Source organism: Paenibacillus sp. 10L310 (genome assembly GCF_056395745.1).
In genome coordinates this window covers 234,776-247,463 of the sequence record NZ_JBFTKC010000003.1, presented here as the reverse complement: position 1 = coordinate 247,463, position 12,688 = coordinate 234,776, and the positions used below count along the sequence as shown (strand labels likewise).

Here is a 12,688-nt window from a genome sequence, read left to right as displayed (position 1 = left end):
GAACCAGTTCCCTTAAGCAGCTGATGAAGTGCAAAGGTTGTGTATGGGGTAGATGGGATGGTGTAAAGCAGTTCTGTAGTAGACCTGTTTGTCCTAAGGATATAAAATAAAGGGAGGGGGGATGGAAATGGATAATTTAACGTCATTGACTCAATTTCTTGGTATCGATTCGGACTCGATTCTTGGTGTATCAATAGAGGGTACAATGGATCAGATGCCTTTAGTGGGGAAGGTATTGAATACTTTGAAGATGAGAGAACTTCAAAAAAAAATAAAATATCTAGAACATAAAATTCAACGCTTGTCAGATAGTATGATGGAAAGACCCGATGATTTTGTCAGCCAATTTTTTAAGGAGAGGGCATTTCCATTCATGTTAGATCAACTATTAGAAGAACAACAAGAAGAAAAAACTGATTTAATTATGAATGGCATTGAATACATTTACGACCAGAGGATAACCGAAGAAAACAAAATGTTGATTCATTTTGATATTCTAAAGGAACTACGAGTTACAGAAATTAAACATCTAATGACTTATACAGCGGATGGGAGAAAAGCTGTAAGAATAAAAAACGAAGATGAAGAAGTCTCGGAAAGTGATTTAAAATATTATGAATACATAGATAATCATCTTGAAAAGTTAGGTCTTGTTGACAAAGGGGTTCGATCATCTAGGGAGGTACAGCAAGATGTTTTTTCAACTCTTTCTAATGCTGTCTCGACTAAAGATGGGATGAGAGGGAGAGGACTAATAATTAAAGCTCCACAAACAACTTTAACACCATTTGGGAGAGAGTTCGTTCAATTTTTCAAGTTAAAATCTTTGATTCAATTACCTGCTAATTAGAGTGTATTTGTTTTGGTACTTTGCTACTAAAGTCTAATGTCAAAATTTGATTACAGGCGGTGCAAATCTTATGTTTAAAAACAAAACAGAGGCTTTTCTTGAGGCCTATGCTGAGCATAAAAAAACTAGAGGAGCCATGGCAACACAGAATGATATTTTCTTTGAACTACTATATGGCTACATTAACTCTACTAGGAAAACTGATAAGAAAAAGTATGCAAAAATGATTTTAAAAACAAAGCCAACAATGTACAGAACCTCTCTGTGGGAATACGTTGATGAAGAAGAACTACTGGTAACTTCCAAAACATAGGTAGAAATTGCCGTTCTAAGGCTAATACAGCGAGAAAGTCTGATTACAGGGTGCAGTCATTTGAAGAGCGGAGAACAGCATCTGAGTGAGCCTACTCATGCATATGAAGCTCACCCTAACGTTGAAACTAACTCAACACAAACCAAAATAATCTTAAATCAAACCTTCTCTTTATCACCATTTGATGATATTATATATAAAAATAGTGATTTTAGGGAGAGTTGAAAATGACAAATTATTATTTGCAAGATGATGTGTTTATGACACCTTCGGAAGCTGCTTATCGTTGGAATGTTAAAAGAAACACGTTGATAGCTGCACTGAATCGCGGGAGGTTCAATGAGTACATCGGTGATGGAGTCAAAAGATTTACTCAGCATGGTGCTACTGAGTGGCTACTTTCTGTCAAAGCTATGAGAGATTTATTTGGAGGGGAAGATAAGGTTCAAGTGTTTGAACTGAACAATCTTCCTAACGAAACCACTCCTTCTCGTAGTGCTGTGTACTTTAATCACAGATGGCTATGTATGACTAACGTGGAGGTTGATGTTACTGAAGAAATGCTTGAGACATTCCGTACTTGTGAATCTTACGAATCTGCTAAACAAATGGCCGTGCAGTTTGGATTTGTGTGTCGCTCTGTGGAAGATATAATCGGACAGATGCCTCTATTCGGATTTCCAGACGTTGAGGATATGGAAACTTTGAAACATAATAAGAAAAGAGCCGAAGAAGTTATCGATGACTGTCTAGACGAATTGGAGCGCTCGATTCAAAAAGATCATAGCGGTGCATTCAGTCCTTATATAGCTAGCTGTAAAAAACTTCTCACTGATGTTAAGAGTCGTCTGTAGACTTAAAGGGCAGTCATATGGATCTGCCCTCTTTGCTTTACTGACCTTGGCCGTGTGTAAGTTTGGCAGTCTTGTACTGGTAAATGGCGACGATAGCAGCACAGATTGCCGGGATGGTGATTCCTATTAGAATCTCCAGCATGGTTCGTTTCCTCCCTTCTTCTCTTGTCTCTCTTTAAGAATCGTTCTATACACAACAAAGATAGTTGCTAAACAAATCCCCTTTTAAATGTCCTTTGTACAACTTCCAGAATTTGATTATGATATTTCTGAGAGAGGATGGGATAGAATGCGATATGTTGGCATTGAAACATTGTATTTGGAACTTGGCGATCTGCAAAATATTGAATTATATTTAAAAGAAACTGCTGGTGCAACTTTTTTGGGAGCATTAACAGTAGAGGCTATAAGTAGTGGAATAACCTCTGACAACACAATTCCAGCACGCTACAAGAAATTAGAGGCGAGTGATATTGCAAAGTCTAGTTACCCAGATTTATTTGCCCGTATAGAGGATGCATTTAGAACACGCAATATATAAGTACGATGATTAAGGACGAGCCATAGCGCTGGTCCTTTTTTTGTTGCTATAAAATCACTGGAGTTGGAGAACATGAACATCAGAAACGTGCCAATCGATAATACAGTAGCATGGTTTAACCTTTAACAATGAAATAAGAGTAAGAGGAGGAAGAAGGATTTAGACTGGCTAATAATTTGGTATAATAAAACATATAGCAGTAATAAACGGGGGTGAAGAAAACGAATTTTCCTCAAAAATTATTAAGTCAGTTTCTTGAAAATAGAGCAAAGGAAAAACAAATTAAAAAATTTTCTACAGCTGATATTAAAACATTGTCCTCAGCAATCATTGCCATTTCTTGTGTGCCAAATCTTTTCTTAGAAGAAGCCCAGGAGGATATGGAGTTTCAACATGTAGTTTCATTGCTCCATGTAGCTAGGGAAGAAGATGAAATCTCTACTGAACTATCACTGATTTTTACTCGAAAAAAAGATTTAATAATCCAGAAATTTAAGGACTTAAAAATTAGCTTAGAACAAGAAATATTTAAAGATAAAAGACCGCAAATTGAACACCTAATGAGATCAGATGAGGCGCAGAAAAAACAAATCGCTGAAAGGATGACTCAATCATGCTACGATAGTCATCCTGAACTCACCTCAAAGATACAATTAATTGATATGAATACTGCCTTAATCGATAAATCATTTTCACTTCATCCCAACATATTGTACGATGAGAAATTTTTATATCACTATGCATATATCATTCTTCATCCCGAAGTGCTTACGAACGATTTTGAATTGGAAGATGAGTGGAAGGACTTCCCTCTAAAGTGGCTTGTAAATAAAATGTCTCCTGCTGATGCTAGAATCCTATATATATATTATAAAAGTAGACAAGATTACTCAGCTATTTTTACTTCTCGATATGATGATGAGAGTAGATTTGAATGGCTAGTAAATCAAATTAATGCTCACAATTTCTCGGAATTTAGTAATCGTAGTTCTTTGATAGAAGAGGCGATTGAATGTTATAAACAGGGCTATTATGGTGCAACCATTTCTCTAATAATACCTCAAATTGAAGGTGTTATATGGGACTATGCAGAATACTTCAATCGGAAATTTAATAATGTATACAGAATTGAGGATGATAAACATTATCTCTTAACCTTAAGTGGTAAGGAGATGGACAATTATACTGTTGGAAATCTTCTCAAACAATCAGAGTTTGGGAAGGTTTTGGATCAAGACTTACTTTGCTACTTCTGTGATGAACTTTATAATGAAAGAAATCCAATTTTCCACGGTAGAGATAACACTTTTTCTTCCAAATTTAACGCTGCAAAGAAACTATGCTCATTTGAATATGTTATTGAACAGATAAATGAACACTTAATGAATGAACTGTTAGACAATGGATGAAGTTATTGATCCCGAAAAGGTTGATCTTGTACTGGAGGGAAAATTGCCACTTAGTTCTTTATTACCGAGTCCTAAAGATTAAATATTTGACTTCTAGGCTGAAGCCAAATATTTTACCTTGATACACAGAAAAACCTTTAAGGTGCTGCTTTGCTTTATTTGCAGTTGAAAATGATGATGAATGTAGGAAGAGTATTAAAAATCCGTAGTAATATTATAGTAAGTCGATGATATTATAAATCCATAGAAGTATGAAGAAATGTAGAAGGTAAGGAAACTTTTCCTGCCTTCTATTTTTATGTCTGGAGGTGAAACTTTGAAATGGTATCATAAAGCCATTTATTCATTTGCGAATTCGGTTCTTCCGACTGCTGTAAAGCGTCAGATGATGGGTTTTGGTAGGATGACCTCACCAAGATCGTCAAACGGATGGGATATATTCAATTGGCTCCCGAAAAAGTACCAGAGTGCCCATAATATCGATCTGACCAAGCTGCAGAATCATACAGCGGAGGAATTACTTGAAATTCTTGTGTCTGTTCATCCTGATATTTCGCATGCGCTCTACAACTTTCTGCGTATGGGAGACACGCCACTTACATTTACAGCAAAGAAGCAGAGTGGTAGTGACGATAAGAATGGGCAGAGATCGTTAGATGCAATCAAGAACTTACTGGATTCCCCACTTCCCTCACCTGGTTATCAGCATGGAAGGTCGCTGGACAAGCTTGATACGATTCAGCGGATGATGATCATGGTACGGGGTGCTTGTGCTGGTGAAGTAGTTTTGAACGAGCGCTGTAACGATGTGATTGATATCGTACCTGTTGACCCTGCGACAATTTGGTTCAGGAGAGAAGAAGGAACCAATCGACTTGTTCCTTGGCAATACATCAAGAATCCACGTCCTCGTGCTGGCGAAGAATGGTTTGGTCAGTACAAGAAAATTGATACACCAACATTCATTTATGAAGAGTTCGATCCGATGATCGATGATCCCTACGGACGGACGCCAATCCTACCGGTGCTTCAAGCGGTTTTTTTTCATCTACAGGTTTTGCAGGACTTGAAGGCGGTTGTTCACAATCAGGGATACCCAAGGCTGGATATATCCGTGGTTGAGGAAGTTTTATTAAAAAACATGCCTAATCAATATAAGAATAATCCTGAAGGTCAGCAGAAGTGGTTAACAGAACGCATGAACGAACTAATGGGACATTTCAACTCCTTGAATCCAGACGATGCCATGATACATTGGGATAGTGTGAAAGTTGAATATCTCAAGGGTGGTAATGCTGGCCCGATGATTGATATCAAGAAATTGATCGATATTATCGATACGCAGATGGCGACGGGATTAAAAACACTGCTCACATTACTGTCCAGGCATCAAGGTTCCACTGAGACATACAGCTCCGTGGATACACAAATTTATATCAAGTCTGTAGAGTCCGCCCGGAACGTGACCAAACGTTTCTGGAAGCGGGCTTTTTCTATGTCCGCTAGAGTTCGTGGTGTTCAGACGCTTGTCGAAGCAGATTATGCTCCGATTGATTTGCGTTCTGAGATGGAACGAGAACGAGATTTAAGAGCGAAACTGAACAACTATGTGCTCGCAGAAAAAGAACGTTACATCACGTCTAAGGAAGCCGCTACAGAGGCTAGATGGATCATGGGGCTTGATCCTAACATTCCGCTTGAGCTAGTTGTAGAACTGGAGAATAAACGCTTTGTTGCACAAACGCAGCCTCCTGTCACTCCACAGAATGAGTGAGTTGGCAAGTTTACTATATCAAGGAGGTGAAAAACCAAATGGCAAAACCGTCTGCAGAGCAACTGTCGAAGATTAATCAGAAGGCACTTGTCCCCCTCACCGAAGAACAAGTCCATGTGTTCCAGGCAAGGATCATCGGAACGAAGAGGATTGATAAGTACAAAATGAAAATAACTCCAAACTTTCTTCGTAAGATGGCTGATCAGGTTAAAGAAGGTGTGGCACTGCTAGTGGACCACCCATGGCAAAAGTGGGAATCACTCTCTTTCCCATATGGCAGAACCTTCGACAGCCGTATTGTTGAGGAGAATGGAGAACTGGAGCTATACGGTGACCATTACATGGCTAAGGGTCTTGAAGCAAATGGGATATCCACGGACCAATTGGCTACCGGTATTGATGCGGGTACGATCTTCGACACATCAGCTGGCTTTATATCCACGAAGCATAACTGTAGCGTTTGTGGTGGGGATTACTATCGTAATCCTGATTGTACGCATATCAGGGGATTGGAATACGATGGCAAGGAATGTCTTGTTCTTGCTGATGAAGGTTACATCATGGAAAACTCAATCGTATTCGATGGAGGTTATGAGGGAGCTGGCATCACGCGTGGTTCCCTCTCGTCAAAGATTCAAGAAGATAATGAGGTCCAACAGCAAACTGAATATGAACCACTTCCTCTAGATGCGAAGTCGCTGTATGGCGATGGACGCGTCTTTTATTTTTTTAGCAATAAAGGCGGTATGAATGCTTTTGTATCCAAACAGCACCAAACATTAGAACAGGCCAAAACACAGGCCGAAGGAGATGATACTGTGACAGAAGAACAAAAGGCTACTTTGGCAGCAGCGCAAACTCAAACAATCGCACTGACTGCTGCAAATAGTGTACTCGGACAAGTCCGCGCTGCGTTGGGCGTTGAAAATGATGCGGACATTACTGCTAAGTTGGCTACACTGAGCGCTCAGGCTGCTGATGGTGCAGTCTACAAGACAAAGGTTACGGAGCAAACTTGTGGAGCTGGTGTACGTGCGTTGGGAGAAGCGTTTAATACGGAAACTATGAAAGCTATGCTGTCCCATTTGCCAGTATCTGAGATTGAAAAAATCGGCGCGACTTACGAAGCTCAGGCACAAGTTGCATTGGGTGGCGGTGGTCGTCATACCGAGGGTGATAACCCTGATCTTCCTGCAGGAGCTGCTAATGGAACAGCGCCAACTAACGTGCAGGCTGCTGGTCAAAAGACACCAGAACAACTCCAAACAGAGGCAAAAGAAGCGGCTAGAGCTGATGCTATAGCTGCCCTCAAAAATACCGGCAGAAGTAATCTGCTGAAGGAGGATAAGTAATATGATTGGATCTCAATATAACGGCGCACCGGGACCGGGTCAGATTAATACGCAGGAATTTGTAGAAGTTCTTGCTTCCACCGATCTACAAGCACGGATTCCTGGCGGGGTGTTGCTTGCCCAAGGGAGTGGAGTAATCAAGAAAGGAACTGTCCTTGGGAGGGTTACAGTTACCAACAAATTTGTTCCTTATCTATCCTCAGCATCTGACGGTTCGCAAGTCGCTGTTTGCATTTTGGACAATGATCAGGATACTACACTTACCGATATCGGTGCTTCTGCGTGGATTGCTGGTATTTTCACTGAATCTAAAATTACAGGCATTGATACAGCGGCTAAAACAGCGCTGAAGCTTTGCTACTTTGTATAAGGGGGAACAACATAAATGGCAAACGTACTTGACCCATACTTCCTTACGGAAGTCGTTCGGAACATTCGGACGGATATCAACAGCTTTCGAGGTGCTCAGATCCTTACCAATGGAGTTGATTTCAAACCAGAACTTGGGCTGACAATTGAATATGACATCACCTATGACGATACAGGCATGACACCGCCAACCGGGTTGAACGATCCATCACCTATTCACGCAGCACCTGTTGTGAAGCAAATGAACTTCACCAACCAGGAATGGCGCGAAAAGGCGATAATTGACCGTGAAAAGATTGCTATTCTTCGCAAGCCAGGTACGAGCCTTGAACAAAAATGGGGCGAGGAGTACATGATCGACCAAATGGTTAACCTTAATCAACGCCTTGAAACTCGTTTCGAGTGGATGCGGTGGCAGGCGCTGACGGGTGGGCTTGTTATTCCAGCGACAGCCAATAAACCTTCTCGGAAAATCGACTATGGCGTTCCTGCAAATAACAAGCCTACGGCTGATATCCTGTGGAATAATACAGCAACTGCCGATCCGTTAAAAAATCTGGATGAATGGCTACTTAGATTCCGGGGAAGCGGGGCGAGAGGCGTTAAAGTTGTGGCTAACAAGAAAGTGGATACGTACCTAAAACAGAATGAAAAGATCCGTGATCTGATTAAATTCACTTACGGTAAAGATATTGTTACGGATGGTTCGCTTTCGGAAATCGTCAGTCAAAACCTGAATGGGCTTCAATACGAAGTGTACGATGGTGGATACATTGACAATAAAGGAACATTCTACCCATTCATCCCTGACAACGCCGTAATCATCATTGGTCAAGGCATGACAGGTTCTATCATGGACCTAGTGACCAGTCCTAATAACTACGAAGACATCTTCACTGGTCACACTGGCAAATTCGCGCTTGCTAAACTGATTCAAGGTGACCCTGACCAATGGCAAGTAATCAACGGCGCAACAGTGCTGCCGCGTATGAAATACGTCAACTGGCATATCTTTGCTACAGTGGCGTAAGGGAGGGATGACCTATGACGATCGTAAAAGTTTTGGTTGATGCTGTTGGGGAATACAATGCGGGGGACATCGTAAAAGATGCCCCTGATGGACTTATTGAGATTGCTAAAAGGCAAGTTCGCAATGCGGCAACCGGAAAGTTGTTAGCTGAAATCATTGAGGGAGATGTGAATTCTACGGACACTCCCTCGGAACGCGAGCAAAAACTTCAAGCAGAATTGGACGAATCGAAGAAGCGCGAAGCGGATCTTTTGGCTGAGATTGCTGAACTGAAATCCGATTTGCATAAGGACGATTCGGACGATGAACTGAAAGATCTTAAATCAACTGCAAAGGACTTGAAGATCCAAGGTTACACCAAAATGAGTATCGAAGAATTGAAAGAGGCAATTTCCACCACTAGCGGTGAAGCCGATGGTCAATAAGATACTGACAACTGAAACATATCACGAAGAAGTGAGAGGGCGCCTAGGCGTTGGTGAGGATGTAATACCTGACTCCGACATAGACGCTATTTCTGTTTTGCCAATCGGTGAAGCGAGGATTATAAAGGCAGTTCCAGATTACGCTGATTTGACTGGTGATGATCAAGCCTATGTATATGCAGCAGCTATTTGTATGGTTGCTGCTATACTTGCTCCATCTATGGCTGCCAGAATCAAAAAAACAATGAAAGATTTTGATTTTTCTTTCGAAAATCAGGCAGTTAATTGGGAGAAACGTGCATCGCAATTAGTTGATGAGGCTAATGAGTTCATTGGATTAATTTCCACCGTTCAAGAAACCATGGATGCTCCATTATTTATGTTGTCTGGTCCCACGAGGGAGAAGGAAAGGCGCGCTTCTAATGTTTAAAGATTTCGCTCATAGACATTCTCCTTGTACTGTAAATGGGGAACCGGATAAAGTCATTCTGTCCCGAGAAACAAAGGCGACTACGGTTCTTGGTAAAGAGTATATGTACAACGGCCTTTTTGCTCCTAAGTCGCCTGTATTACCTGGGGATGTTGTGCAGAATGATATGATATTCTTTGTTCAAACTCTCCGTTTCACCGCAACCAAAGACAAATACTGCTCCTTGATTAAAACGAACGTTATAACGGAAGTTCAACGATACATGCAGGAGTTCGATATGAATGACAATCCCAAGGGAAAACCTGAGTTTACTTCTGTTGTTACAGAAGTTGTTGGGTTTGCTCAACATGTCTCTGCACAACTCAAACAAGAAGACCCTGGTCTTCTATCTACAACTTCGCTGGTTATTCTTTTGCATACCAGTGTTGATGTCAGGGAACCGAGTGATCCGGAATTGGTAAGTCCAGACCGCATCGTGATTGCTGGTAAGAAATATCAAGTGGATGTGGTGGATCGGATCAAGTATCCGAATCTTCTACATATTCAGTTGTGCGAGGACAGGCGATGATTACCGGGTACGATGCAGAACGTGCAGCGAAGGACTTGGAAAACAAGTTGGCGGTTGAAATCACAGGTCTAACGAAAATCGTATTACTTACTGCGAAGACCGGCATTCGATACTACCCTGCTGTCCGTGAGCGGCTGGAGATGCAAATGATCGTGCTAGCGAACCAAATGATTTCAGGAGACATCACCGCTGATTACTGGCAAGCGTGGCTTGAACAATTCGGTAAAGGCTCACTTATGGCAGGACCGAGCCAAAACCCCGGTTTGATCAGTTATATGAACAGTGAGGCGTGGAACAAATTGAGGTCAAAGGGTAGCCGAGTAGTTGTAGGTCGGGGGAGAGGTACTTACCGAGCTATCGACGGCACAATTAAAAAGTCCAAAGGCGGATACGCAGGTGTGGATTTGGAGGAGTTGGCAGAACGTGGGGACCTTGATCCTTCGTTCAAAGCCACTCCTCCTACTTATTTCATGCGTATAGCTCTTGAATCCAATCGTGATCGGATATTAAACGGGATTAGTCGTGTCATTACGGAATTTCCATACCACCGATACTTCCGGGAGGTGAAGAATTGAGTTTGGAATTGTTAGATGCTGTGCAGCATGCGCTTAAAGGTGACGCTGAACTCATGGAAATGCTTAATCTTAATTCTTCATCTCCTTCAAAGGAGATCGTGAAGAGATTTACAAAAGGAATGGAACCCGAAATCGTCGTAAGTCATGAAACTGTTCCGCATATCTGCCAATATGTGATGCCAGGGCGCTTTTCTCCAAATCAATTAGTCTTCGAAGGAAAGTTTTGCTTAGATTTTTATGCTGGTACTGGTTATGCAGCAAAGCTGCTCTTTGAAAGAGCGTTTCGTATCTTACACGATAAACGGATAACGATGCCAGGTTGGGCGACATACCTATGTGTACTGACGTACGATGCTGATTTTGCAACGGGTATACAAGGTGTCAAAGGGTATAAGGCAATATTTGATGTTGACTATCTCCGGATGAATTGAGGTGAGGATATGTCTGAAAAACAAACTGAAGTAACAGATAACAAGCCGGAACTTAAGGAAGAATTTCCTGAGCTAGAGAAGTTGATCCGAGAAAAGATTCGTCTTGCACAAAAACTCGGATTGATGGATGGCAAGGAACCGGTTGAAGGATATGAAAACACGAAGGAATACAAACGAATTGAAGAGATTGATGCACGGCTCTGGGAGCTTGTGTAATCAACTTCATACCCAAGGAGGATAAATATGAGACCACTCGTTTTTGATGGCGTAGGAACAATCGTAGCCCGTAATTTGGATAACACAATTAAGTATGTTGAGGACAAGGTAACAAAGGTTACGTTACAACTGCAATTTGACTGGCAGGCGGTCATGGGCGGCGACAGTGGATATGCATTCCACTACACAGCAGGGGATCTACAAGACAAAGTCAGTATTGAAGTGCCACGTTACTCTGCGGCAATCGCTGATATGTCTCAAGGTGGTAAAACAGAGAAGAAAGAAATTGTGTTTGACGAAACAGAAACAGCTTTTCTGAAGAATGGCGAATACAAACTGGCCTTCGGAGAAACCTTGGTAGCGGATAGTGACGAAGTCTATGTCAAGGACCCGGATACAGATGCATTGACTCAACTTACCCGTGTGGCATCAACGCCGACTGATCAACAATACACAATCACTGCTGAGGGAGTGATTGAATCTACCACGGCAAATAATGATAAAGAACTGCTTGTTACCTACAAGTGGTCTAACCAGGGCACGGAAACTTCATTCGATGGAACTCGTCGTCCAACAGCGTTCAAATTCACGCACAGATTCAAACTGATCGATGACAAAACGAACAATGAGATTCAATGCCAGCTCACCATTTACAAAGCCTTGGGCGGTGGTACGCTTGACGTATCCCAAGAACGTAAAAAAGCTAATACTTCCACCATGGATTTGCAAGTCATGGAGCCTGAACGCACACCAGATAACCCGAATGGTCATGCAATGACTATCAAGTTCGGAATTTAAACTATCACACACAACCCTGCCGGTAATCGGTGGGGTTCTTTTTTGGTAAAAACCACTTTTCAATTAAAAGGAGAATGAACATGAGCGAAGTAGAACAAGCAGTTGAAACCCAAGAAGAGAAAACATTGGACCAGACTTTAAACTTTGGCAGCACCGTACGTCTGGCTGAAGGTATCCATAAGACTATCCAAATCGGGACAATAAAATTGATCCGGGAAGTACGGCAGCATGCGAAGAACCTCGGGGGTATTCGCTTCAGCTATGTAATTGGACGTGATCCTATTGAAGCAACGCAAGTTGGTGAGCAGGATATCCCTGCTATTGACTGTCCGGCTATTGAGCAGGCCTATCAAAAAGCCTTCGATCTGATTTTTGTTGAGGGCCTAACGGATGAAGAGTATGAACAAGTGGACATGGAGGGCATCCAGGCATTGGATGATGTTTTGGACCGATTTCTATAAGGAGTCTTTTCCTCCAGATCCTGATTCCGATGACGATGATGAGTATTCTGAGGATGGTGAAGTAGATCAACCAGGAACGGACTGGATGGGTCTATGGGCACTCTGTATCAGCAACGGTATATCTGATACAGAGTGGCTTAATATGACCATACCTAAAATCCGAGCACTGATGAATGAAAAACAGCGCTCCCGTGAATTTGAAATCACTCTTCATGGAGGTTCGGTTGAAAACAAAAAGCCGAAGAAAGCAAAATACTTATCTGATCTTGGTTTCTTCCAACCAAGGTAGGAA

At 41.8% G+C, this 12,688-nt stretch carries 18 protein-coding genes; all 18 read left to right on the top strand.

The annotated features are described in order from the left end of the window. Window positions 1-127: 127 nt before the first annotated feature. Window positions 128-850 carry a hypothetical protein gene (locus AC1DE7_RS10155; protein ID WP_477534290.1) on the top strand — a complete coding sequence of 241 codons (723 nt, stop codon included), beginning with the start codon at window positions 128-130 and terminating at the stop codon, window positions 848-850. 70 nt (window positions 851-920) lie between these two features. Continuing rightward, window positions 921-1,163 carry a hypothetical protein gene (locus tag AC1DE7_RS10150; RefSeq protein ID WP_477534289.1) on the top strand — a complete coding sequence of 81 codons (243 nt, stop codon included), beginning with the start codon at window positions 921-923 and terminating at the stop codon, window positions 1,161-1,163. 227 nt (window positions 1,164-1,390) lie between these two features. Beyond that, the gene (locus AC1DE7_RS10145) at window positions 1,391-2,017 is read left to right on the top strand and encodes a helix-turn-helix domain-containing protein (protein WP_477534288.1); all 627 of its coding nucleotides are present in this window, start codon (window positions 1,391-1,393) and stop codon (window positions 2,015-2,017) included. A 229-nt stretch (window positions 2,018-2,246) separates the two neighbouring features. Then, window positions 2,247-2,558 (top strand): hypothetical protein, encoded by a 312-nt coding sequence (locus tag AC1DE7_RS10140; RefSeq protein WP_477534287.1) that lies wholly within the window; start codon window positions 2,247-2,249, stop codon window positions 2,556-2,558. 212 nt (window positions 2,559-2,770) lie between these two features. Continuing rightward, window positions 2,771-3,967 (top strand): hypothetical protein, encoded by a 1,197-nt coding sequence (locus tag AC1DE7_RS10135; protein ID WP_477534286.1) that lies wholly within the window; start codon window positions 2,771-2,773, stop codon window positions 3,965-3,967. A 316-nt stretch (window positions 3,968-4,283) separates the two neighbouring features. Beyond that, a complete protein-coding gene (locus AC1DE7_RS10130) occupies window positions 4,284-5,741 on the top strand; it encodes a hypothetical protein (protein WP_477534285.1) in 1,458 nt (485 codons plus the stop codon). A 38-nt stretch (window positions 5,742-5,779) separates the two neighbouring features. Beyond that, window positions 5,780-7,093, top strand: coding sequence for a hypothetical protein (locus AC1DE7_RS10125; protein ID WP_477534284.1), 1,314 nt, complete (start codon window positions 5,780-5,782; stop codon window positions 7,091-7,093). A gap of 1 nt (window position 7,094) precedes the next feature. Continuing rightward, the gene (locus AC1DE7_RS10120; RefSeq protein WP_477534283.1) at window positions 7,095-7,463 is read left to right on the top strand and encodes a head decoration protein; all 369 of its coding nucleotides are present in this window, start codon (window positions 7,095-7,097) and stop codon (window positions 7,461-7,463) included. A gap of 15 nt (window positions 7,464-7,478) precedes the next feature. After that, a complete protein-coding gene (locus AC1DE7_RS10115; RefSeq protein WP_477534282.1) occupies window positions 7,479-8,492 on the top strand; it encodes a major capsid protein in 1,014 nt (337 codons plus the stop codon). A 14-nt stretch (window positions 8,493-8,506) separates the two neighbouring features. Further along, window positions 8,507-8,917: a hypothetical protein gene (locus tag AC1DE7_RS10110; protein WP_477534281.1), complete on the top strand. Its 411-nt coding sequence runs from the start codon at window positions 8,507-8,509 to the stop codon at window positions 8,915-8,917. Further along, entirely contained in the window at window positions 8,907-9,347 is a 441-nt protein-coding gene (locus tag AC1DE7_RS10105; RefSeq protein WP_477534444.1) for a hypothetical protein, read from the top strand. The genes AC1DE7_RS10110 and AC1DE7_RS10105 overlap by 11 nt, the downstream gene beginning before the upstream one ends. Further along, window positions 9,340-9,915 (top strand): hypothetical protein, encoded by a 576-nt coding sequence (locus AC1DE7_RS10100; protein WP_477534280.1) that lies wholly within the window; start codon window positions 9,340-9,342, stop codon window positions 9,913-9,915. The genes AC1DE7_RS10105 and AC1DE7_RS10100 overlap by 8 nt, the downstream gene beginning before the upstream one ends. Further along, the gene (locus AC1DE7_RS10095; RefSeq protein ID WP_477534279.1) at window positions 9,912-10,490 is read left to right on the top strand and encodes a hypothetical protein; all 579 of its coding nucleotides are present in this window, start codon (window positions 9,912-9,914) and stop codon (window positions 10,488-10,490) included. Before AC1DE7_RS10100 ends, AC1DE7_RS10095 begins: the two co-directional genes overlap by 4 nt. Then, entirely contained in the window at window positions 10,487-10,921 is a 435-nt protein-coding gene (locus tag AC1DE7_RS10090) for a hypothetical protein (protein WP_477534278.1), read from the top strand. Before AC1DE7_RS10095 ends, AC1DE7_RS10090 begins: the two co-directional genes overlap by 4 nt. 9 nt (window positions 10,922-10,930) lie before the next feature. Further along, the gene (locus AC1DE7_RS10085; RefSeq protein ID WP_477534277.1) at window positions 10,931-11,137 is read left to right on the top strand and encodes a hypothetical protein; all 207 of its coding nucleotides are present in this window, start codon (window positions 10,931-10,933) and stop codon (window positions 11,135-11,137) included. Window positions 11,138-11,164: 27 nt separating this feature from the next. Then, complete coding sequence (locus AC1DE7_RS10080) at window positions 11,165-11,935, top strand: hypothetical protein (protein ID WP_315370873.1); 771 nt, start codon at window positions 11,165-11,167, stop codon at window positions 11,933-11,935. Between the two features lie 80 nt (window positions 11,936-12,015). Continuing rightward, entirely contained in the window at window positions 12,016-12,396 is a 381-nt protein-coding gene (locus tag AC1DE7_RS10075) for a hypothetical protein (protein WP_315370872.1), read from the top strand. After that, complete coding sequence (locus tag AC1DE7_RS10070; RefSeq protein WP_477534276.1) at window positions 12,374-12,685, top strand: hypothetical protein; 312 nt, start codon at window positions 12,374-12,376, stop codon at window positions 12,683-12,685. Before AC1DE7_RS10075 ends, AC1DE7_RS10070 begins: the two co-directional genes overlap by 23 nt. The last annotated feature ends 3 nt before the right edge of the window (window positions 12,686-12,688 follow it).